The organism is Chitinophaga sp. CF118 (assembly GCF_900112615.1).
GTDB lineage: Bacteria > Bacteroidota > Bacteroidia > Chitinophagales > Chitinophagaceae > Chitinophaga.
Genome location: NZ_FOMK01000006.1, coordinates 198,030 through 221,585 on the forward strand (window position 1 = coordinate 198,030; position 23,556 = coordinate 221,585).

The 23,556-nt window shown below is 38.3% G+C and carries 17 protein-coding genes; 13 read left to right on the top strand and 4 right to left on the bottom strand.

Features of this window, described 5'->3' with window-relative positions; genetic code table 11:
• Nucleotides 1-88: 88 nt before the first annotated feature.
• From adhP to BM176_RS22995, 8 genes are all read left to right on the top strand, one after another.
• Entirely contained in the window at nucleotides 89-1,123 is a 1,035-nt protein-coding gene (adhP, locus tag BM176_RS22960) for an alcohol dehydrogenase AdhP (protein ID WP_090106678.1), read from the top strand.
• A gap of 163 nt (nucleotides 1,124-1,286) precedes the next feature.
• Entirely contained in the window at nucleotides 1,287-1,862 is a 576-nt protein-coding gene (locus BM176_RS22965) for a YceI family protein (protein ID WP_090106679.1), read from the top strand.
• A gap of 10 nt (nucleotides 1,863-1,872) precedes the next feature.
• Nucleotides 1,873-3,264, top strand: a complete 1,392-nt coding sequence (locus tag BM176_RS22970; RefSeq protein ID WP_090106680.1) for a hypothetical protein — start codon at nucleotides 1,873-1,875, stop codon at nucleotides 3,262-3,264.
• A gap of 108 nt (nucleotides 3,265-3,372) precedes the next feature.
• A complete protein-coding gene (locus BM176_RS22975) occupies nucleotides 3,373-3,933 on the top strand; it encodes a YceI family protein (RefSeq protein WP_090106681.1) in 561 nt (186 codons plus the stop codon).
• Nucleotides 3,934-3,994: 61 nt separating this feature from the next.
• Complete coding sequence (locus tag BM176_RS22980; protein WP_090106682.1) at nucleotides 3,995-5,956, top strand: amylo-alpha-1,6-glucosidase; 1,962 nt, start codon at nucleotides 3,995-3,997, stop codon at nucleotides 5,954-5,956.
• Between the two features lie 122 nt (nucleotides 5,957-6,078).
• Entirely contained in the window at nucleotides 6,079-7,773 is a 1,695-nt protein-coding gene (locus tag BM176_RS22985; RefSeq protein ID WP_090106683.1) for a cellulase family glycosylhydrolase, read from the top strand.
• Between the two features lie 628 nt (nucleotides 7,774-8,401).
• Nucleotides 8,402-8,896 carry a TlpA family protein disulfide reductase gene (locus BM176_RS22990; RefSeq protein WP_090106684.1) on the top strand — a complete coding sequence of 165 codons (495 nt, stop codon included), beginning with the start codon at nucleotides 8,402-8,404 and terminating at the stop codon, nucleotides 8,894-8,896.
• 131 nt (nucleotides 8,897-9,027) lie between these two features.
• Complete coding sequence (locus BM176_RS22995; RefSeq protein ID WP_090106685.1) at nucleotides 9,028-9,261, top strand: hypothetical protein; 234 nt, start codon at nucleotides 9,028-9,030, stop codon at nucleotides 9,259-9,261.
• A 171-nt stretch (nucleotides 9,262-9,432) separates the two neighbouring features.
• Here BM176_RS22995 and BM176_RS23000 read toward each other — a convergent pair whose 3' ends face one another.
• The 4 genes from BM176_RS23000 to BM176_RS23015 all read right to left on the bottom strand — a co-directional run bounded on the left by BM176_RS23000 (nucleotide 9,433) and on the right by BM176_RS23015 (nucleotide 18,501).
• Nucleotides 9,433-12,048, bottom strand: coding sequence for an alpha/beta hydrolase family protein (locus BM176_RS23000; protein ID WP_090106686.1), 2,616 nt, complete (start codon nucleotides 12,046-12,048; stop codon nucleotides 9,433-9,435).
• Nucleotides 12,049-12,187: 139 nt separating this feature from the next.
• The gene (locus BM176_RS23005; protein ID WP_090106687.1) at nucleotides 12,188-13,540 is read right to left on the bottom strand and encodes a thioredoxin family protein; all 1,353 of its coding nucleotides are present in this window, start codon (nucleotides 13,538-13,540) and stop codon (nucleotides 12,188-12,190) included.
• A gap of 75 nt (nucleotides 13,541-13,615) precedes the next feature.
• The gene (locus BM176_RS23010) at nucleotides 13,616-15,112 is read right to left on the bottom strand and encodes a RagB/SusD family nutrient uptake outer membrane protein (protein WP_177230502.1); all 1,497 of its coding nucleotides are present in this window, start codon (nucleotides 15,110-15,112) and stop codon (nucleotides 13,616-13,618) included.
• A 38-nt stretch (nucleotides 15,113-15,150) separates the two neighbouring features.
• Nucleotides 15,151-18,501, bottom strand: coding sequence for a SusC/RagA family TonB-linked outer membrane protein (locus tag BM176_RS23015; protein WP_090106689.1), 3,351 nt, complete (start codon nucleotides 18,499-18,501; stop codon nucleotides 15,151-15,153).
• A 201-nt stretch (nucleotides 18,502-18,702) separates the two neighbouring features.
• Here BM176_RS23015 and BM176_RS23020 point away from each other — a divergent pair, with 201 nt between their 5' ends.
• The 5 genes from BM176_RS23020 to BM176_RS23040 all read left to right on the top strand — a co-directional run bounded on the left by BM176_RS23020 (nucleotide 18,703) and on the right by BM176_RS23040 (nucleotide 23,545).
• Nucleotides 18,703-19,662, top strand: a complete 960-nt coding sequence (locus tag BM176_RS23020; RefSeq protein WP_090106690.1) for a helix-turn-helix transcriptional regulator — start codon at nucleotides 18,703-18,705, stop codon at nucleotides 19,660-19,662.
• Nucleotides 19,663-19,875: 213 nt separating this feature from the next.
• Nucleotides 19,876-20,430 (top strand): RNA polymerase sigma factor, encoded by a 555-nt coding sequence (locus BM176_RS23025; protein WP_177230503.1) that lies wholly within the window; start codon nucleotides 19,876-19,878, stop codon nucleotides 20,428-20,430.
• A 28-nt stretch (nucleotides 20,431-20,458) separates the two neighbouring features.
• Nucleotides 20,459-21,610 (top strand): FecR family protein, encoded by a 1,152-nt coding sequence (locus BM176_RS23030; RefSeq protein ID WP_090106692.1) that lies wholly within the window; start codon nucleotides 20,459-20,461, stop codon nucleotides 21,608-21,610.
• A 48-nt stretch (nucleotides 21,611-21,658) separates the two neighbouring features.
• Nucleotides 21,659-21,991: an STN domain-containing protein gene (locus BM176_RS23035; RefSeq protein ID WP_090106693.1), complete on the top strand. Its 333-nt coding sequence runs from the start codon at nucleotides 21,659-21,661 to the stop codon at nucleotides 21,989-21,991.
• A gap of 96 nt (nucleotides 21,992-22,087) precedes the next feature.
• On the top strand, nucleotides 22,088-23,545 hold the full coding sequence (locus tag BM176_RS23040; protein WP_090106694.1) for a CoA-acylating methylmalonate-semialdehyde dehydrogenase: 1,458 nt from the start codon (nucleotides 22,088-22,090) through the stop codon (nucleotides 23,543-23,545).
• Nucleotides 23,546-23,556 lie beyond the last annotated feature (11 nt).

Below are 23,556 nucleotides of genomic sequence, written 5' to 3' on the forward strand. Positions count from 1 at the left end.
ACCTATATCACATCAAGCCCTGTTTGTCATCAGCAGAAATCAGCCGTGACTGCTTTTCCTTTGCATAAGATCAAATAATTGTCTGCATATGTTACCAAAAACAATGAAAGCCGCTGTTATCCGTGAATTTGGCAAGCCTCTTCAAATTGAAGAAATGCCTGTAAAGGAACCCGGATTAAATCAAATCCTTGTAAAAGTGATCACCTGTGGTGTTTGTCATACAGACCTTCATGCATGTCAGGGTGATTGGCCAGTAAAGCCAAAGATGCCATTAATACCGGGACATGAGGCTGTAGGTTATGTGGTAGCTATTGGAAAAGAGGTGAATAATGTAAAGGAAGGAGATGTAGTAGGAGTGCCCTGGTTATATAGTGCTTGTGGTGGTTGTGAATATTGTATTACCGGTTGGGAAACATTATGCGAATCGCAACAAAATGGGGGATACAGTGTTGATGGAGGATATGCGGAGTATGTAATTGCAGATGCCCGTTATGTAGCTCATCTACCTGCTAATATCAATTTCCTGGAGATTGCTCCCATCACCTGCGCTGGTGTTACAGTATATAAAGGATTAAAAGAAACAGATACCAAACCCGGTGAATGGGTTGCTATATCTGGTATTGGAGGATTAGGGCATCTGGCCGTACAATACGCGAAAGCAATGGGATTACATGTTGCAGCTATTGATGTTGCGGATGATAAGTTGGAGCTCGCAAAAAGACTGGGGGCCGATATTACGGTTAATGCAAGGAAGGAAGATCCTGGTGTTGCTTTGAAAAAACAGACTGGCGGTATGCATGGTGTATTGGTGACAGCAGTATCTCCGATAGCGTTTAAACAAGGTATTTCCGCTTTAAGGAGAAAGGGTACAATTGCACTGAATGGATTACCTCCCGGCAGTTTTGATCTTCCCATTTTTGAAACAGTATTGAACCGGTATACAGTAAGAGGATCTATTGTAGGAACAAGAAAAGATATGCAGGAAGCTATCCAGTTTGCAGTGGAAGGAAAAGTAAAGGCGACTGTACATGCGGCAAAACTGGAAGATATTAATTCAGTATTTGATGAAATGAAAAAAGGAGAAATTGAAGGCCGTATAGTATTAGAAATTGGAGTAAAATAAGCCTGAGTGAGAATGTGTGGGCCGTCGCTTTTCAGTAAGCGGCGGCTTTTTTATATCAGCCTCTTCTATAACAGGAATCAGGAATAGCCATGATTCGTATCATTCACCACTGAGCAACTACACGCTAATTTGCATCAAGAATCAAGGATAATAATTACAAATTATGAAAACAACAATCAAAACTATCGCATTCGTTTTCTTTATTCAACTAGCCGGGTATATAGCAATGGCACAGGTACAGTATCAGCAAAAGAACGATTTTAATCTTACAGTTAATGGTACTTCTACCTTGCACGACTGGGAGATGAAAACATCAAAAATAGCATGTAATGCAACCTTCACATTTTATGAGGATGGTGAGCTGGGAGGCCTGACTCTGCTCAATTTCACTATGCCTGCAGAGAGTTTGAAAAGTGAACGTAGCGGGATGGATGATAACGCTTACAGGGCATTAAAAACATCAAAGTACCCTACCATCACTTTTGATCTCACTACTGCAACTGTTTCATCCGAAGGTACTGTTATAAGTTGTAAAGGTAAACTGAGTCTTGCAGGTGTAACAAAAGATATCGACCTGTTAGCAAAGTCTAAATTGAACACAGATAAAAGCATCAATATCAAAGGCAGTAAAAAAATCAACATGAGAGATTTTGGAATAGATCCACCTTCTTTTATGATGGGCGCAGTTAAAACCGGCGAAAACGTTACTATTTCTTTCGACTTAACATTCAGACACTAAACTTTTTTTTATGAAACCAGTTTACAATACCCTCTTATTAACCGTTCTTCTTTCGCCTGTAACACTGATGGCACAAAAACAACCAAGGGTGACCAACCTGCGGTCGTACGATCAGAGGGGGATTAATGTTTTTGAAGATCCTAAAGATACTGCCACAACATTTGATGGATTGAAAGTGAAATTTGGTGCGGGATTTACCCAGCAGTTTCAGAATCTGAAACACAAAAACCCTGATGCGCTGAAGAACGATGTGGGATCTTTTTCCAACGGTACATCAGTGCCCGGTAACAAGTTAAAGGTGATCACCGCCGGTTTTCAGACAGCCCAGGCTAATCTATACATGGATGTGCAACTCGCAGATGGGATCCGGTTAAATGTAACCAGCTATCTATCTTCCAAACATCATAATGAAACCTGGGTAAAAGGTGGATATATTCAGTTTGATAAACTGCCTTTTAAAGGAAAGATTTGGGATGATATCATGAAAGTAACCACCATCAAAGTGGGACACTTTGAAGTGAATTATGGCGATGCACACTTCCGCAGAAGTGATGGTGGTCAGGCTATATACAACCCATTCATGGAAGGTAATGTAATGGATGCATTTTCAACAGAGATTGGTGGAGAGATTTATGTGAGAAAGAATGGCTTGTTTGGAATGGTGGGTGTTACGAATGGTATGATCAAAGGGAATGTTGATTCTTTATACAAATCTAACAATCCTGACGGGGATCTCCAGAAATCTCCTACTATTCTGTTAAAAGCGGGCTTTGATAAAACAGTTGCAAAGGATATACGTGTACGGGTTAGTGGATCTTACTATGGTAATCAGAGCAGTGGTTCGAATGTTTTATATGGTGGTGACCGTTCCGGTTCCAACTATCAATATGCAATGGAACTGAACTCTTCCAATCCAAGCAGTACAACCGGTGCAGGAACTCCACTGGCATTCTCCGGAAGGTTCAATCCCGGATTTAGTAAAAAGGTGAATGCGGTTATGCTGAATGTTTTCTTGAAAGCACATGGTCTGGAATTATTTGGTACATATGAAACCGCGTCTGGAAGAACCGCCAGAGAAACATCTACAAGAAGTGCTAATCAGTATGCAGTAGATGCAGTATACAGGTTCTTTAAAGCAGAGAATGTGTTTGTAGGGGTGCATTATAATGCAGTGTCTGCAAGGTTGGCAGATAATGCAAACGGTACCGGTGGAGGTGCAATAGCCTATACCGGAGATGTGAAAGTGAACCGTTTTGCGGCAGCAGCAGGTTGGTTCCTGACCCGGAATATTTTATTGAAAGGAGAATACGTGATTCAGCAATACAAAGATTTCCCTGTAGCCGACTATCGCGCCGGTGGCCAGTTTAAAGGTTATGTGATTGAGGCGGTGGTCGGTTTCTGAGAGAAATCACTTTTACACATTTGCAAGTCAGAATGCTTCGTGCATTCTGGCTGTTTTTTTAGAAATAAAGAACAGGTTATGTACGTAAGAATAATTTTATTATTTCTCATGTCATTTACTTCGCCTCCGGATGTAATGTTAAAATGGGTAGTATTAAAAGGAAGTACGCTGCGAGTGGATGGGTCCACCAACTTGAATAAATTCAGCTGTCTGTTGAAAGACTATGAGAGTCCTGACACTCTCCTGTTTTATCAGAATAATGATAAGAATCTGCCTGTGTTTATGTCAGGTAGTGTGCGATTGCCAGTGCTGAGTTTTGACTGTATGAGCGGAGCGATGACAGAAGGACTTAGAAAGGCTTTGAATGCAAAAGAGTTTCCCCGGCTTAAGATCACCTTTCTTTCATTAAAGAAGTATCCTGCATTAAAAACTACAGAAGAAGTAATCAGCGGTATTGTATATATAGAGATGGCTGGTACTTCAAAGAAGGTAGAAGTGAATTATCGGATCTGTATGGATAACCAGCAAGTGATTCACCTGGTAGGAAAACAAACAATCGCATTCACGGATTTTGGGTTAGCACCTCCCCGAAAGCTGGGAGGAATCATCAGGGCGGATGATCAGTTGGATATAGAATTTAATCTAAATTTTAAAACCATCTTGCTATAACGGTACGCTAATTGTGGATGAACAAACCTGTGAATGTATTTTAACTTTAGATCAGATTAAGATGATGCAGATTGATAACATGTTAATGCGGGATCTGGCATACACAACCGTTAGGGAATATCTGGTTGTTGCTGCTGCCGGTGCCTATACTGCGGGTACTATTTCAGGATGTAATACAAGAAAATATCACGGTTTATTTGTGGCGCCACAGCCACAACTTGATGATAATGATCATGTGTTGCTTTCAGCACTGGATGAGACTATCCTATATGATAATAATGTGTATCCGCTGGCAGTAAGACAATATCCCGGAGTGTATTATCCAGACGGACATGCACTCATGGCCGGTTTTACCGGCAGTCCGCTACCACGCTGGACTTTCAAAGCAGGGAACGCTGTTATTGTAAAGGAATTGCTGATGGATGATGAAGAGAATCGCATATACATCCGGTATACATTAGCAGAAGGGCCGGCAGCCGTTACTTTACAACTACAACCTTTCCTTGCATTCAGAAATATGCATACTTTAGGTAAAGCAAATTATCAGGCGAACCTTGCTGTAGGAAAAGTACCTGGTGGAATTCAAACGAAATTATATAATCAGTACGATGATCTTTTTTTACAGATAACCGGTGATGTTGTTTTTTCAAATAATGGCTACTGGTATTATAATGTTGCATATACTGTGGAGCAGGAGCGTGGATATGCATCTTATGAAGACCTGTATTCACCGGGTCATTTTGAGGTAACACTTGCCAAAGAGCAACCTGTTATTTTTACTGCGGGATTCACAATAAGAGAACCTGAAGAGAATGCTCCCACTTTTAAGCGACTGTTGGCAGCAAGGCCGGTTCCGCAAACAATGAAGGAACATCTGTTTAATGCCGCGAAGCAGTTTATCATAAATACGGATGATGGTATTATGGTAAGGGCAGGATATTACTGGTTTGGCAGTTGGGGACGTGATACCTGTATCGCTTTACCCGGACTAACACTGCTTACGGGCAATATAACTGCATTCACAAATGTGATTAATACAATGCAGGCGGGTTTGAAAAATGGTTTGCTGGCTAATGCAGGGAGTGGGGAATATGCTATTTATAACACGGTAGATGCCTCGTTATGGTTTGTGTGGAGCCTGCAATATTTTGCTGATCACTATAGTAATCGTGCTAAGGTATGGGCGATGTATAAGGATGCGCTTGGCAGTATATTATATCATTACAGGGAAGGTACGCTTTACGGTATCGGCATGCAGGAGAATGGGCTGATTTCCGCCGGAGAAGAAGGTTTTGCTCTTACCTGGATGGATGCAGTAGAAGGAGGAGTGCCGGTAACGCCACGCAGAGGAATGCCGGTAGAAATAAATGCACTCTGGTATAACGCTGTATGTTTCTGCCTGGAAGCTGCCCGCAGTGCCAGAGATGAGACATTTGTGGATGAGTGGGAACAATATCCTGTAAAAATAGCCACTGCATTTACTGATTTGTTCTGGGATGAAAACAGGCAATACCTGGCAGATTGTATACAGGAAGAAGAAAATGACTGGTCGGTGCGGCCTAACCAGTTATTTGCAGTATCACTGCCTTTTACACCATTAACACCTGGAATGCAAAAGGCAGTGATGGAGAAGATAAAGAACGAACTCCTTACACCACGTGGCCTGCGTACTTTATCACCGCTGGATGATCGCTATCGAGGTCATTATAGTGGATCACAACTAACTCGCGACCATGCATATCACCAGGGAACGGTCTGGCCCTGGTTACTGGCGCATTTTGCAGAAGGCTGTCTGCGGACAGATGGTGCGGCGGCATTACCCTTGCTGGAGGGACTATATAAGGGAATGGCTGCAACCCTTGAAGAGATTTGTCTGTATTCCGTACCGGAAGTATTTGAAGGCAATCACCCTTATAAAGCCGGAGGTGCAGTTGCGCAGGCATGGAGTGTCGCTGAACTGATCAGGATGGAAGATATCATCAGTGCTTTCGAAGCGAAAGCCTTAATGGTGAATACTGTTTAATTTATAGGTAAGTCCAAGCTGTGCGCTGGAGGCATAAGTTCCACCATTCAGTTGAAAGGATATCGTATATTTATTGTTTGTATAATTGAAGGTGGAGGAATAATATCCAGGATCTAAATAATATGAAACAACTCACGTTATTAGTACTAATCACTTTATCAATACCGTATAGTGGCAGCAGCCAGGGGTTTCTCAAAACATCAGGTACCAGCATAGTTAACAGTAAGGGGCAAAATGTGCTTTTACGTGGCATCGGTCTTGGTGGCTGGATGTTACAGGAAGGGTATATGTTGCATGTTCCGGGAGAAGGTCAGCAGTTTAAGATCCGTGCAAGGATCGAAGCCCTTGTAGGAAAAGACAAGGCTGATGCCTTTTATGATGCCTGGTTGTCTAATAATACTACCAGGACAGACATTGATTCCCTCAAAGCATGGGGCTTTAATTCCGTACGCCTTCCAATGCATTATAATCTTTATACTTCAACAGATAAGGGGTTCGCCCTAACAGATACATTGCTTGCATGGTGTAAGGCAAAAGGTATGTACCTTATTCTTGATCTACATGCTGCCCCCGGCGGTCAGGGGAATGATCTCAATATTTCTGATCGTGATGGCAGCAAGCCTTCTTTATGGGAAAGTGAGGCAGACCAGCGAAAGACGATTGCACTGTGGAAGAAAATTGCCACTCATTATAAAGATGAACCTTACATTGCTGCTTATGATATCCTGAATGAACCTAACTTTGGATTTGATGATCCTGTCAACGATAAGAATGGAACAAAGGAGCAACATAATATTCCCCTGAAAGAATTAATGGAAGCTATTACTATCGCTATCCGTGAAGTGGATAAGAATCACATTATAATCATTGAAGGGAATGGCTGGGGAAATAATTACAATGGTATTCTGCCCCCCTGGGATAAAAACATGGTGCTGAGTTTTCACAAGTATTGGAATGTCAATAATCAGCAATCGATTCAACGAATACTGGACTTCCGTAAAAAATATAATGTGCCTGTATGGCTGGGAGAAACAGGGGAGAATTCCAATGTCTGGTTTACAGAAGCTATCCGTTTGTTTGAGAAGAATAATATTGGGTGGTCCTGGTGGCCATTAAAGAAAATGGGTAATAATAATCCCCTGGAAATTCCTTCTAATGATGGTTATCGTCAGATTCTGAACTACTGGAATAATAAGGGCGAAAAACCTTCTGAGACTACAGCCTTTACTGCATTAATGGAACTGGCTTCTGCTAGTAATATCAGCAATAATATTCTGCACAGGGATGTAATAGATGCCATGATGCGGCAACCATTTTCTGCGCAGACAAAACCATTTCTTGCTAATGTAATTACTACTCGCACTACTTTGCATGCAGTTGATTATGACCTGGGTATTAATGGAGCTGCTTATTATGATATGGATACGGCCAATTACCGGCTTTCCAATCCGAAAATGACTATTGGTAACCGTGGGCGTGTATACCGGAATGACGGGGTGGATATTGCAGCTGAAAAGGATAGTGCCGATCGTTATTATGTAACCAATATTGAAGCAGGGGAGTGGTTACAATATACAATTGATGTAAAAGATAAAGGGATCTATAGCATACAATTGTTAACTGCTGGTAATGGTAAGATTTCCGTTACAGCAGGTGGGCATACATTTAGAATAACAGTATCCGGTACTGCAGGGAAATGGAAGACCGCTACTGTTAAAAGAGTTGCTTTACAGGATGGTCCTCAGTCGCTTCGCATTCGTGCGGATGTGGGTGGATATGATCTGAAATCTATCCAGTTGATCCGCGATTTATTATGAGCAAAAAAGAATATTCTCCATAATATCATATGCAAGTATTTTATATCTGGCGAATGTTGAATCGATACTTATCTTCCGAAAAGATGCTTTTGATAAGCTACTCATGGTAAAAGGGTTTTCCCTGCCATATTTATTTGTAGTCTTCTTTATCTCTGCATTTACAAGCATTATAATACTATAAAGGTCGCAGAATCCTCAAGGTGGATTCCTTGTAATCTATTACTGGATGTATGTTTCATCCGGTACATCAATATGGTTAAATATATTTTCACTGAAGAGTTACTGCATGACGACTCTTTATTATATAGATCTTTAAGTCCTGTAAAAACCTCTATCTCCTAAAAATATTCTCTATCTCCTAATTATTATTATTAAAGGCTGATGTATTTTTGAATCCTAGAGAAAAGTATTAGGCTGCATTCACGACATTGTTTCCATCACCTAAAGAAAAGCTAGATTATATTTTGTTAACTATTATATGGTATGCTATGAATAAAGCTATTTCAGATAACCCATTTCGTATTCTTTTAGAAACACATTAGAACCAGTTGATTGAAGTAGGAGATATATTTATATCTCCTCAGTTGACTGATTTTTAATAGATCAATTAAAGAGTTTAATTGCTAAAATGAGGATTACTATTCTTACATTATGTATTATAGGTTTCTTAGCCGGTTGCACCAGGACCAAACTTCCTAAGACCGGGCTTGAAGGAAAACCTATGCCATCTTTTAGTCTGCTTTCCAGTGATAGTGTTACATACCTTAACACTAATAATATTCCAGCGGGTAAACCCATTGTGTTCTTACTATTTGACCCCTACTGCCCTTATTGCAGAGCCGAAACAGAGAGTATTATTAAGAATATGAAATCATTGCAGGATGTACGATTCTATTTTTTGACCTCTTCCCCTTATAACGACATGATGTCCTACTATAAGAATTTCCAGTTACAGAAGTATGAAAATGTAACTGTGGGGATAGATACAGGATTTTATCTCATTAAGTATTTCAAAATTGCAGGTGTTCCATTTACAGCCATCTATACCGATGAAAAGAAACTGAAACAAACTTTTGTCGGTAAGATTGAAGCTGAAGTCATTAAAGACATTACAGGATCTTAGTTGTTAACAACAGCTGCCTATGCTTGCAAGAATAGGTAGCAGCAAGTGGGAAAGCCGAAAACCCTTGAAAAGAGTAGGCGTATTATTAAGTTTAAAGTTTAGCCTTTTGATTCACAAAGGCAACAATTGTTATGCGTAAAGCCAAATTGATGTTAACTGGAATCGTAGTATTTGCAGTAGTAGGCGCTGCTTTAGCGTTTAAAGCAAAGAGAAATTCAACAATTTATTGTTCAACCAAGCTTAGCACCTATGGTACTACTTTGGAAGGATTCAAAACTACTGCTGCAAGTGCAGGCGTAGCTTCCTTTTGTACTTTAACGACAGCTTCTTATGTGACCGCTACTCGCATAACTACTGCTCTTTGATTTATCATTAACCTTAAAGGTTAATTACTTGTAGAATAAAGCTATATGGCCCGCATTTAACGGGCCATATAGCTTGCATGTTACTAAACTGATATTATATTATTCTGCGTTCATTATTCCAAAGTCATGATTGGACCAGTTTAATTATGACTTTATATTTTATTTTACATGTCAATATCCTCTTTCTACGCCTTTTAACTTTGCAGGTATGCCTGATTTCATCCACTGAGGCATCGGTTTCCCTTTTAAATAATGGTCAAAAAATTGTAGATATCTTAATGTATAGTCTAAAGCATATTCTTCTCTAGTGAGGCTATGTTTTTCTCCATCATATTGAAGCATCCAACAAACTTTATTTAATCGTCTTAAAGCTGTAAAAAATTCTACTCCCTGAGTGAATGGTACCGTGTAATCTTGCTTATTGTTCATTAACAAAACAGGTGTGGTAACTTTATCTGCATTAAAGATAGGCGAGTTTTCTATATATAAATCAGGTCTTTGCCAGAGAGTGTAACCAATGCGACCTTGCCCTTCTTCTGCCCACTCTGGAAAATATGGATCACCTGAAGGAGGAACATTACCAATAATACTAACAAGATTACAAAAGCCGGATGAAGAAATGGCAGCAGCAAAAAAAGGAGTATGAGTTATGATATAATTTGTTTCATAGCCTCCAAAACTATGACCTTGAATGCCGATATGTATACTATCAATCCAAGAATATGAAGAAAGTAGCTTTGCGCCACCAAGGACAGAATTTAATACGCTTTCCCCAGGTTTTGTAATAGTATAATGAACATCAGGCGTAAATATAGTATAGCCATTACTTGCACATAAGGGAATATTTACGTTGTTATGAATAAGATCAGGTTCTCTATAAACATTCGCTTGGTCAGTTAGAATTTCATAGTAGTTTATAATGACAGGGTACTTTTTACTAGGGTCTAAATTTTCCGGTTTAAATAGAACTCCCTGAGTTTCTTTGCCATCCTGTGATGTGTAATTAATAAGTTCATAAGTAAACCAATTAAACTTATTTTCAGGTTGCAGATTAGTTATTGGATTGAAATACTTGAAATCAGTAGTTATGAAATAATTAGGTGAAACATTAGCTTTCTCCCTAGTAACTATCCAAATATTCTTGTTTTTTGCTTTTATTGGATATCTGGCTGATAAATTCATATAATCTGGCTGACTATAATAGTAAGAATCTAATGTAAGTTCAGTTGGGTCAGAATTACCAGATAGTGACATTTCGAAGAAACCATTCTCTTTTGTTAGAGTGTTAAAAGTACTAAGTAATTTAACATTTTCATTTGTATAATTTTTGTCTTGCCCGGCATTTCCTAATCTGAAAACCAAACTGTGCTTTCTCCCATAACCATTAGTAAGGTTTGTAAATTTCGTTTGCTTTTTAGGGTCAATCTTCCAGATATCATAGTCATCATAAAATATAATGGAACCATCATTCAGGTTCCATCCAGCAAATGAAATGCTTCTTCTTATATTTTCAGGTGTATCACCAGTGGCTTCAGTTGGTATCGGCAAATCCTTAGTGAGAGTAATAACTTTTCCGGAACTAATTTCGTAGGAACAAAGATCCGTTAAAGTTTCATCCAGCCCTATTAAGTACTTTGAATCAGGTGATATACTTATTAGATATAGATTTATTTCTTCACGCTGGCCTGTTCGACAGTTTAGAATGAAATTATGTAGTTTAGCTGCCGGGTTCCAGTTTTGCTCACTTATTGTGCTCTCCCGTAGTCTTGCAGTTGCAATATTATCATTCTCATTATTTAAAAAATTTATAGTTTCGAACTCCTTTTGCAGACGGATAATATGTTTCTCCTCAATGTTCATGACGGAAAGATATGTTCGCGGAGATAAATCCTGAAGTTGCAACTCTTGTAAGCGACTATCCCTGGAACTCCAGATATCAACCAATATAGGATTTTTTTTAATTTCATTTTTTTTAATTTCCTTTAAATTAAGAAATATGGACGTTCCATCATGGCTGAACCGCTGAATATCTGCAATCTCTAATCCCTCTTCAAGTAATTGATGCTCTGAAATTAACCTGGATACTTTCTTGTCATTTCGTTTATAATACCAAATGATTTTGTCCTTCTTGTTGTTTTCCTCTTCTGAAGAGAATATTATTTGATTCCCAGGTTCATCCATAACTATATTCGAAATGTTTTTTCCTGAAAAAAGACGTTGTTCCTTAAAGTCTTTAATATCCAGCCAATATAGAACATCCTGATTTTCTTCTTCTTTTTTTAGTATTATGGTACCGTTATTTTGGTTTATGGTATATGATGATACATTTATAAATTTGATCTCCTTATTGGTTTTAATATCTCTAAGAGTAAGCTCTTTATTTTTTGTTTCTGTTTGATATAAAAGCCATTCTGTCCTATCATTACTGAAGAGAAGGTGATTTTGTACATCAGATATACTGTTAATATCTCTCTTCTCGAATGATTTAATTTTTAATTTTTTGTCGGAAGTAAGCATAATTATTTTATTACTTCGTTCAGCCATAATATAAGACTTGATATTTGGGATAACGTCTTTCCATTTTTGGTTAACTGATTGGATATATAATGTGTCTGTGCCCCAATTCGTTTCGCTGATTCGGTATACAATATATTTTCCATCGGCAGATATCGACGGACTATTGACATAAGGCCAATGCTTGAAATTGGAAGGTGTTAAAATGGGCTTTTGACCGTATGCATGAATTACTAAAAATAGAATAAATAGTAGATTTAATTTTCGTCTCATAATATATAGCAAAGTTGGGTTAATAAGGAATTTAAGCTAATTTAAATTATATTTTTTAATTTGATGCTTCGATAGCTTATGATGCCCAATAGTTTATGGAATGGTTGAAGCCTTTAAATAAATGAGGTAATGCTTATTGTTATTTATGTATTGGCCATGTTGGGAGACCTTTCTCCATCTTTTGAATATTCGCCTGAAATTCTGGAACAAAACCTGCATTTTCTGAATGAAAATTTCCACCTTTTTTTAGAATTCGTCTTTCTTGTAGTATGGCCTCTTTTTCGAATAAAATTGCTTCAGGAACTCGACCTAGTTTATATAAAAGATTTGCTTTGGTATCCAGATATTGAACAGCATTAGGCTCCAATTTCAATGAAAGTTCACTCCAATCTAATGCAATATTTAATGCATAGTTATCTTCACAATTTTCGAAAGCATCCCACGCTGGTGCATTCAATGTAAAGAAGACATCCATTCCTTCTGGTCTTAATGGAGTTTGATAGATTTGTTCACTTTTGTATTGAGTATAGGATCTCCAATCTTCAATTTTCCTGTAGAAGTAGATTTTTTCATTTAGTATTAATTCTTTGGAATTTACTTTAGGATATTTTGAAGCAATTTTTTTTTGAATTGATTTCCAGTCTGGATTTTTGACAATGGGTAAGTTTTGTTTAAATAATCGAGGCTGAATATCTTCCTTGCTAATCACTTCAGTAATAGTTGAATTTGAGAAACCTTTAATACCAATTAAAGAATCAATGTAATCGGCATGAAAATAACATGCTTTGAATAATTGGTCATTAGATGAAATTAGAATAGAACCAAAATTTCGAACAATAAAATCGATATTTATTTTAGTGAGAAAAGCACTTGGAGGCAATTTGTCTAAATAGTTTTCTTTATAATCTTTTGCAATAATAAAGGATAACTTATCGTCATTAATAAGGGCTTTTGTTGTTAATGCGAGATTAGCCATATGAGCATAATCTTTTTTTCCATTTTGATAATCCTTTAATGTATTTCTAAACTCTTTACTGCGAGGATCTGCGACTAATGAAGCTAATTGCGAAAATGTTGCTACATCTTTATATCCTAGATCTTTATAAATTAATTCCCCATCAGGAGAAAAGAAAAGAAAACTTGGGAAACCAATAATGTTATATTCTCTTAACATTTTGTTCGAATCCTTGTGCCAGGATTTTACATGTTCATTGTCATTCTTAGTGCTGTCCATCTGGACTTTAATAGAAATAAAATTTTTATTCATTAATTCACCTAAAGCAGAATCAGGATAGACTTTAGTATCCATTTGTTTGCAGGGAGCACACCATGTAGCATAAGCATCAATGAAAATATTTTTATGTTCTTCTTTCCCTTTTCTCAATAACATTTCCCAATTTAGGTCTTGGCGGAATATAATACCTTTTGTTTCCTGAGCCTTTGTTAAAATAGGGAAAGCCAACGACAATAATATAGGTACCCACTTGTTCATATTCGCATATTTGAAAATTATAAGATAGACGGTCTATGTAACCTCAAGCGTTTCTTTTAGTATTAGAGAATTTAATTAGTTTGTTTCATAACCAGGAGTCTGTAATAAATTTGGATTATGTTGAATTTCATAAAGTGGAATTGGATACAACGCCGATTTGCTATCCCAGAACCCTCCTTTTTGAGAGGTAACTGCTGGCATTATGTTATTAACAGTATTTGTCCTTTTTAAATCAAGCCAACGATGTCCCCATTCTGTAAAAAATTCAAGTTGACGCTCATGCGCAATGGCTATCAATAACTCACTTTGACTATTCGCAGTGGTAGATAATAGTCCAGCACGAGTTCTTATAACATTAAGATCTTCTGTAGCTCCACCTAAATTTCCCTGGTGAGCTCTAGCTTCTGCACGTATGAGATATTGTTCCGCCAAACGCATGACAATTAGGTACTCGGTTGGAGTAGCATCTAATATTCCAATTTTATATTTATATGGGTAGTAATAAGGTACTTGGCTAATTGTTACATGACCTACCCAACTATCAAGCCTTTTGTCATTTGCCTCAAAATTAGTCATCAGTGTACTGCTTAAATAAACTGGAAAGTCAGTAGAAGGGCCTGTTTCTGGCAGGATAAATAAACGTCCTTCACCCGTATTGGAAAAAATCCCATTATTTACGGGTTGTAGAGACCAAATCGTTTCCTTGCTATTATTTAAGAAAACATTGTTTAATGAAACGGTATCATAAGTACCTCTATTATTTATGACCTTTGTTGACTGTGATTCAGCGTTAACATAATCATTCATATATAAATTAACCCGTGCTAATAAGGCAAAGGCGGTGTATTTATTTGGACGGACTCTGTCTGTATTGGTAGTAAGTAGTGTCCCATCAAGGTAGTTATCACTTAATAATGCTTGTGCGGCATTTAGATCCTTGGTTATTTGTTGATAGATATCAGACTTTGAATTGCGAGGTTGTATAGACGTAACCTTATAATCTGTAGAGATAATTAAGGGGATGTCTCCGTATAAATTTACAAGATAGAAAAAGCAAAAAGCACGCATAAAAAGGGCTTCTCCTTGTAGTTGCTTCTTTACAGCATCTGTTAAAGTAACAGATTGATCTAATCCTTCAATTGCTGAATTGATAACAAATATTGTTGAATAAATTTTGTTCCAAAAATCGGGTCCACCATTAAGGTTACTTTTAAGTGCATTTTGATAATACCCCAATAGATTGTCGTTGCTTACGCCACTATATAAGGTAAGCTCATCAGCTGATAATCCGCAATATAAACTAGTAGATGAAAGGCCGCTTGGAATACCATTGCCTTCGTCGTAGCTAATATCCGTATAAATACTGGTTAAGACAGCTGTTGCAGTGACATCTGTTGCATACACGTTTCCTGCATTGGTAGATGTAATTGGAGAGGAAACCTCTATGAATTTTTTACATCCTGCAGATAGGCCAAGTATAACAGAAATTATAATTATGGATTTAATAATGTAGATTCCCTTATTAGAAAACCTTAAGTTGCTCATGATAAGAGTATAATATTTTGATTTCATACTATTTCTTTTAGTCCTCAATAAATAAAAAATAAACATTATAAGCTAACATGCAGGCCAAGCGTCCATATTTTAAGTGGAGGCAAACCGAGTCCTTGGCTTTCAGGATCTAACCCAATATATTTTGTAAAGGTCAATAGGTTTTGTCCTTGTATGAATAAGCGACAGCTTTGTAGATGTATAGTATGATTCCAGTTTTGTGGCAATTGCCATGAAAAAGATAAGTTTTTCAACCGGATATATGAAGCGTCTCCATATGATGCATTACTTCCTTGTGCAACACTGATATTTTTAGTAGTACTGAACTTCGCAATATTGGAGTTATCGCCAGGTTCTTGCCAACGATTAAGAACTGAGGTAGGTTGATTGGATGTTCCTCGTCCAACCCGATTAATCAGCCCTAAAGAATAATTTCTTGCATTTTGTTTGACAAATTGGAAAACGAATCCAAGTTGAAATCCTTTATAGTTAAACGTGTTTTGAATTCCTCCATATAACTTAGGAGCACTTTTAAATAAATCAATTCTATCCTTAACGTCATCCGGAGAAGACACAAGAGTTCCGTCTGCGGCATGAAACTGATACAGGCCAGTTTGAGAATTAACGCCTGCAAGACTAAATATTTTTTCAATTCCTAAAGGTTGGCCAATAATTAAAAAGTTGGCAGATGAAGAGGTGCTAAGATTAGGAAAAGAAATTAGTTTGTTTTTAGATATCGTGATATTAAGATTAGTGGACCAAGAAAAAGCTACGCCTTTGATGTTTATGGTACTAAGAGACACTTCCAATCCTGAATTTTGAATGGTTGCGGGAAGATTGGTTACCAAATCGCCAAAACCACTGGTGTATGGTAATGCATTACTGAGAAGTTGATTGGACGATCGATTGCGGTAAAAATTTGCCTGGAGTAATATTCTTTGTTGTAAAAACCCTAAGTCAAGACCTGCCTGTATTTTCCTAGTGAGCTCCCACTGTAAATAAGGATTAGGTAGTCCATTTGGTTTTAACCCGGTAAATCCTTGGTATGGATTACCTCTGGATACCAATTCGTACAAGTTTAAAAATTGATAATCCCCTATTTGGTCATTGCCTGTTGTCCCATAACTTCCTCTAAGCTTACCAAAACTCAGAAAATTAATATTGTTTTTAATAAAAGGTTCATTGCTAAATATCCATGCGACTCCGACTGCACCGAAGTCATGAAATTGATTTTCTATTCCAAAGCGACTACTGCCATCTCTGCGTGCTGTCAGGTTTAATATATATTTATCCTGGTAATTGTAATTAATCCTTGTAAATAAAGCTGCGTACTTATATGTATTTTGCACGCTTGTACCAGATGTTAGCGTGGATGCGGCTCTGAAATCCTCTAATACTTCATCGCTTGCGTACCCTAGTCCATCAATTCTCTTAAGATATGATTTGTTTTCTTGGAAAGTGGTTCCCAATAATATATTAAAGGAACCATTTCCTAGTTTAAAATTATAGGTTATTTGAGGTTCAACAATCCATGACCGAGATTTTCCATCGCCATAGCTTGCACTACGGCTATTATATTGTCTGTTTTCAGGTGAAAATAAGGTTAGTGGAAAAGTCGATATTTCACTTGTTACAATGTTAGTATAACCCAAGCTCGTTTTAATATCCAAACCTGGCAGGATTGAGTATGAAAGCAGGGCATTACCTAAGAGATTATCTGTTCTGATTTGGTACTTTGAAGATAAATAGGCTAATGGATTTACATCCAACCATGTAGAGATACTGTCAGTCCCAGATGATATACGGGCCCAATTTAATGTTCCATCAGCATTATATAATGCTGGTGCATCTGGTACTAATTGTAATGCAGTTGTAGTAATATCAGAAGTAGGTAAGTGATTATCATCTGTTAAATAATTTCCGGAAAATTGCATCCGAAATTTATTGTTTTCTGAACTATGATTAATACTAATTCCTAATGAACCTTTCGTGTCAGAGAACTTGCCGGGAAAAACAGTAGTTTCAGAATGATAACCTCCATTTAAACGAAAAGTTGTTAGAGCATTCCCTCCTGAAACAGATGCTTGTACATCTGAATAATGCGACTTTCTACCGAATAACTCTTTTTGCCAATTGGTGTTTCTTGTTGTATCATATACCGTAAGATCATAGTTGAGAACATTTTTCTCGTCTACTGGTGTAGAATAGTTTGGTATATCTAAACCATCGTTTCTATATGCTTCTTTTCGCATTTCAAGATATTCTTTTGTATTCAATAGATTCATTCTCCGGGTTACCTGCCCAACTCCCCTTTGCATAATTACATCTACTCTAGTTTGACCTGATTTACCCTTTTTGGTTGTAATTAAAATTGCACCATTAGCTGCTCTTGAACCATAAATTGCGGTGGCATCTGCATCCTTCAACACGTCAATACTTTCGATATCAGATGGATTAATGAAACTGAGAGGATTCCCATTCCCATTAGATGCACCTCCTCCTGCATAATTACCGCCAGAAGTTCCGAGTATATCAATAAGAGAAGGTAACATTTGTGCATTATATGGCACACCATCTATAACATAGAATGGGTCATTCCCGCGACTTATGGAATTCTGCCCTTGTATTCTTACTATTACCCCACTTCCTGGCATTCCATTACTTTGAGTAACAAACAATCCTGGAACACGTCCGCTTAAAGCTAGAAGTGGATTATTAACAGGTTGTGTTTCTATATCCTTTGCTTTCACTGAACTAACATCTCCAGTACTTAATCTTTTACTCGTCGTCCCATACGCTATCACCACTGTCTCATCCAAATTCCCCACATACTCCTCCAACTGCACACTCCCAATCACAGTTTTCCCTTTAACAGCAACTTCCTTTGTGAGATACTGAACGCTGCTTATTGATAAGTAAGAATTCGGCCTAACATCCCGCACTATAAATTCCCCCTCCGCATTCGTAGTCGCTCCGGTCCTTGTTCCTTTCACAAGTACTGTTGCTCCTACAATCGGCTCCCCCTTTTCATTAGTTACCCTCCCGGTAACTGAAATGGTTGTATCTGTTCCTGTCATCGCAGATTTAGGACTTGGTTGGTTTCTGATTTCTACGATGGTGATGAATTTAGGTTCGATAGACCATTCCAGTTTTTTACCGGTGAGGATTTGTGTCAGAACTTCGTTGATGGTATGATTAGTTACTTTTAGATTTATCTTCTCTTGATCATTTAATATACTGTTCGCATAAAAAATTCTTTTCCCTGTTTGTTGTTCTATTTTTTGAAAAATCTTTTGTAGAGTATAGGTGCCGGAAATAGAAACTTTTGGTTCAATTTGTCTGAATGTTATGCTGTAGACAGGCAGTTGTAGGTAGAGGAGGCTAATAAATAACCATATTGACAATCTCATAGTTTGCAATTGATTCGGATGGAGAATTTTGTTTGGCTGAATATTTATACTTGTCCCGTAACATGAGGAGAAAGTAAAATCAATAGGTGACAATTTCAACAGAAGATCTTTGTTAATAATTGGTTAATGAGAAATTTGTAATGCTGTTTTACGGATATTTGTTTTGCTTAAATAAGAACGTTGTTAAATTAACCCATTGTCATGCATCGTTTACCCATAGAATCAGACTCATATTTTAATTCATATGGCCACGTGCCCGAACGGTTCCGGAGGTTCCTCATTCCTTCTGCCCGTTATCACTTTTCGTCGGACGGTGCGAATGATATGCTGGATATGAATATCAGTTTAGATGGTTTTTCTATCTGGATCCATTACCTGTGGCTTAAAGGTGATATATTGCTGCAACCTTTTAATACTAAAGATACTTTTGCGCTTCATTTCTGGCTGGCCCGCAGTATCCCTGCTAAACTCAGAGATCTGGGATTAGTGGATGTTGCTGATTGTATCCTCTTCTTTCTGAAAGCAATGGAACACGCTGCCTGGGCGGCTTCGGGGATTTCCCTCAGTATGCATATCAATGTAGATCCGTATAATCTGGTTCCACTTTCTACTGAATTTCCGCAACTGGCTTTTCTGAAGAACTTGCCTGCATATACTAACAGCACGCCGATTAATCCTATGCCTTTTTCAATCAGTGCCGTGAATTTCCGGATACTGAAACGGATTCTTCATTGCAGGTATATAGGCATTTTTAGTGAGTGTTATCTCCGGAGAAACTGCGTGAGCCTGTATACAAATTATCTGAAAGAATTGAGTACTGAGGTTGCTCAGATCGTAATGCTTGAGGAGGACCGGCGGAAGTTATATCGCATCCTGCAATTTGTGGGCAGTCATCCTGAAATGGTTGTTTCTCATGAATATCTTGCTGAACGCTTTCATATAAACATTATAACAATGAGGGTAGGGTTTGAACAGGAATTCCACGTGAGCCTGTTTGATTTTGTACAGCAGGAACGTATGAACAAGGCTTTCAGTTTGTTAATGAATTATAGCATCGATGATATTGCCCGTAAACTGGGTTACCCAGCCACATTCCTCTTTAGTGCGGATTTTGAAATGTTCTATGGACGCGATCCTCGTCAACTGCAAATGGCTCAATAAAGAAAAGATGTTACTACATATATAGAAACGCAACAGTTATAGTAGAGTAAATGGAACCTACAATATTGTCACTTATTAAAATAATAGTACAGGTGAAAAGGTATTTTGATATTATTAAAACCAACCATGGTACTATTTACGTACATAAGCTATTACGTTGACCGTGGTAGTTTATGATAATTTTATTATAATTGATGCCAATATATGTCATGCGTGTCAGAAAATATCTTATTACAGGGGTTAATAAAAGGAGATGCAAAAGCCTTTGAGAAGTTATATAAAAAAGAGTATAACACCCTGTTTTCCAAAGCAATGAAAGTACTTGGTGATGAATTTAAGGCAAAAGATGCCATCAACGAGGTGTTTTTACAGCTATGGGAACGCAATACTTTTAAAAATGTAACAGTATCTCCCGAAGCATATGTCATGGTGATATTACATCATAAATGTATTCACATGGCAACTACAGATACCAAAACCAGAACTAAGCTCAAAAACTTAGAAATCAGTCTTTCCAACCAGCAGGAAAACCAACCCATCGAAGAACAACAGGAACAACTAACCAAACTCAAACTCGCTACAGAAGAATTATCCGAAAAACAAAAGGTTGCCATAGAGAAAATATACTGGCAAAAACTCTCCTACAAAGAGGCCTCCGAACAGATGGGGGTGTCCATCAATAGCTTCAATGAGCACATGAAAAGAGCAATGCAGAAATACAGAAGAATTTTCACACTTGAATCTGTCACCAAAAACCATCACATATAACTCTTTATAGAGTAATAATAATCGAAGTATGTTATATAATGAGGATAGTTCGAGTGTTGAACGATTGTTAATTAAAAAGCAACAGAACAGGATCACTCCTGAAGAACAGGCTCGTTTGGAACAACTATTGAAAGAAAATCCTGAGGCAAAAGCTTTTGCAGAATTTTATCAGGATGAGCCCTCTCAGGAATCAGAATTGCAAAGTGATGATGATGTTCATGCTATCTGGCAAACACTCGAAGAAAAAATGCTGCACTCCAAAACTAAATCAAAGACCATATTTCCCCGCAAATTATGGTTGGCAGCTGCGTCTATAGTCATCATCATATCTGCAACTGCTTACTTTACATTAAAACCAAACACAGATCTGATCAGTAAAGCTGAAGCTGGAACTGAAACTGAAGCAACAAAAAATATCGTTCTTCATGTTACAGGAGGAAAAGAAGTCAATCTTACAGGTAATAATAGTGAGACAATAATAACAGGAACTACCAGCGTGCTTGCAGGTAAACAGTCAATGGATCTGAAAGGTGTGAGCGGTGCTGCACATGGCTGGAATACTATCGATATACCTAAGCGACTGGATTATAAACTCCGGCTGTCCGACGGTACAGAAGTAACTCTCAATTCAGCTACTAAACTGAAATTCCCTTTCACCTTCGAGGGCGACAAAAGAGAAGTATATTTAGAGGGCGAAGCATATTTCAATATTGCAAAAAGCGTGAACCCCTTTATTGTTCATACCTCTAAAGGTGATATTACAGTACTTGGTACAGAATTTAATGTAAACACCTATACAAAAGACGTGTTGAAAACAGCATTGGTGAAAGGTGCTGTTAATGTAAGTTTTAATAACAAGGTTGTTCGTCTTAAACCAGGAGAAGAACTGACCTGGAATAAAGATGAACATACCATCACTGAACTCGATGAAAGAATTACACTTTCCTGGATTCAGGGCGTTCTGTATTTCCACAATACCCCATTGTCAGAAATCGCCCTGATGATTGAAAGATGGTACGCTGTTCCTGTACAAATCGATGATAATACACTGGCTGCTGAACCCTTTACCGGTAACCTGGAAAAGACTCAACCGCTGGATGATTTCCTTAAACCTATGAAAGGTATTGTAAAAATGCGCTGTTATTATGAAGGGAAGGTCCTCCATATGACCCGCTTATAGATCAACTGCTTTTGCTTTAAGCATACACAAACCACCATCGCAATATTAATGACCACTAGACCCTATCTGCTGGCAGGAATCTTATTATTACTTGCATGCTCCTGTCTTAGACAGCAACACCCCGACAAAAAAGATCAACTGGTTCGCATTAAAGGCACTTATAGCGTTCAAACCATCCTCAGAAAAATAGAAGAACAAACCGGTAAACGGTTTTTCTATTCTAACAGCGCATTGGACGATCAGCAAAAAATGACCGTGAACTGGGACAACCTGCCGCTTTCCGATGTCTTACCCGGCTTACTTAAAAATAAAAGACTGCACTGGAACGAAAAGGAAAAGATCGTAGTACTCTGTCCGGACTCCATCCATTTTGGGGAATAATGGAACAAGAAAGGATTATAGTGGAGAATATGCAATTTTTCAGTAAATTAAAGGTATAGTATAGAAAACCTCATTACTCTCCAAACCCTCCGGAATATGAAATATGAACGGATTAGAAATTTTGTTAATGGCAGCTTTGTAAACGTTTCATCCCCAAGAACATTGATAATCACCTCTCCAACAGATGGAACGCTATTGGCTGAAATGCCCTGCTCATCGGCGACTGATCTTGATGAGGCGGTAAAAGCTGCAAAGGCTGCTTTTCCTGCCTGGAGTAAAACGCCTATTAAAGAAAGGGTACAGGTCTTTTTCCGCTATAAATATCTGCTGGAGAAAAATCTACAGGAACTGGCCGCACTGGTTAGTGAGGAAAACGGCAAAACACTGGGGGAAGCAATAGCTGAAGTAGAGAAATGTATTGAACTGACTGAGTTCGCTACTTCCTTGCCACAATTGATTACTGGCGAAGTGCTGGAAGTAAGCAAAGGGGTGGAATGCAGAACCTCGCATGTGCCTTTGGGAATTGTTGCATCTATCGTTCCCTTTAACTTCCCGGCAATGGTACCTAACTGGACCATTCCCAACGCTATTGCTCTGGGTAATTGTATGATCATCAAACCATCAGAAAAAGTACCCCTCAGCCTGAACGTCATAGCCATGTTATTGAAAGAAGCCGGACTGCCAGACGGTGTCTTTAATATTGTTAATGGAGATAGCGAAATCGTAAATGCCATTTGTGATCATCCGGATATTGAAGCGGTCTCTTTTGTAGGCTCTACAAAAGTGGCTAAAATCGTTTACCAGCGGGCTACACAAAATTTAAAACGTTGTCTTGCGCTGGGTGGCGCCAAGAACCACCTGCTGGTACTTCCGGATGCAAAGCCGGGTATGACGGCACAGAATGTGGCCGCTTCCATGAGTGGCTGCGCTGGTCAGCGTTGTATGGCGGCATCGGCTATGATAGGGGTAGGGGCCGTTGATCACATCGTGCAAAAGATCTGCGATGAAGTGAAGAAAATAATACCGGGTCAGAACCTGGGTGCAGTTATTAATAAGGAGTCGAAAGAAAGAATTGAAAGATATATTACAGATGCAGAAAAACAAGGCGCCAAAATCTTAGTTGACGGTCGCGGGGTTATAGTTGCGGGAAAAGAGAATGGTACCTATGTAGGGCCAACGGTTATTGATTATGTTACGCCAGACATGGCTATTGCTAAAGAAGAGATTTTTGGTCCTGTTATCAGCATTCTCCGCACAAACACTATCGATGAGGCCTTAGTTATTGAAAATGCCAACCCATACGGAAATGCTGCTTCTGTGTTTACAGAAAATGGTGGTATGGCCCGTTATGTTGTAGATAATGCCAGTGCGGGGATGATAGGCGTAAATGTAGGGGTCCCCGTTCCCCGTGAACCCTTTTCTTTTGGTGGCTGGAACGAAAGCAAATTCGGCGTTGGAGATATTACCGGTAAAAGTTCCATTGAGTTCTGGACGAAATTGAAGAAAAGTACCACCAAATGGAACCCGGAAGAGGGTGTGAACTGGATGAGTTAATCTAAAAAATC